This is a genomic window from Gelidibacter salicanalis, assembly GCF_016469035.1.
Lineage (GTDB): Bacteria > Bacteroidota > Bacteroidia > Flavobacteriales > Flavobacteriaceae > Gelidibacter > Gelidibacter salicanalis_A.
The window spans coordinates 1-226 of record NZ_JAEHJZ010000565.1 but is presented as its reverse complement, the minus strand read 5'-3'; the positions used below and the strand labels follow the sequence as shown (position 1 = coordinate 226).

Annotated in this window: 1 protein-coding gene; it reads right to left on the bottom strand. The window is 61.1% G+C overall.

Annotated features, from left to right (window positions below):
• The coding region (locus JEM65_RS22035; RefSeq protein WP_199603914.1) for an FAD-dependent oxidoreductase at positions 1 to 226 on the bottom strand (226 nt) is incomplete at both ends.

The window sequence follows — 226 nt, the reverse complement described above, 5'->3', positions numbered from 1 at the left end:
CACAGCGTCGGCTTTGTACGTGACGGGATTGGTGTGGTTGCGCGCGTTGGACGTGAATATCTCGACCCCAGTCTGGCTGTAGCGCACTTGTCGCACGCCCGTGTTGAGTTTGATGTCCAGCCCTTCGGACAGGGCCACGGGGACGCACGAGTACCCATTGCGCACGGTCAAGTGGCTGCCGGTGAAGGCAAAGCCGTCGTCCTGGTCCCAATGCTTGAGGGAGAGA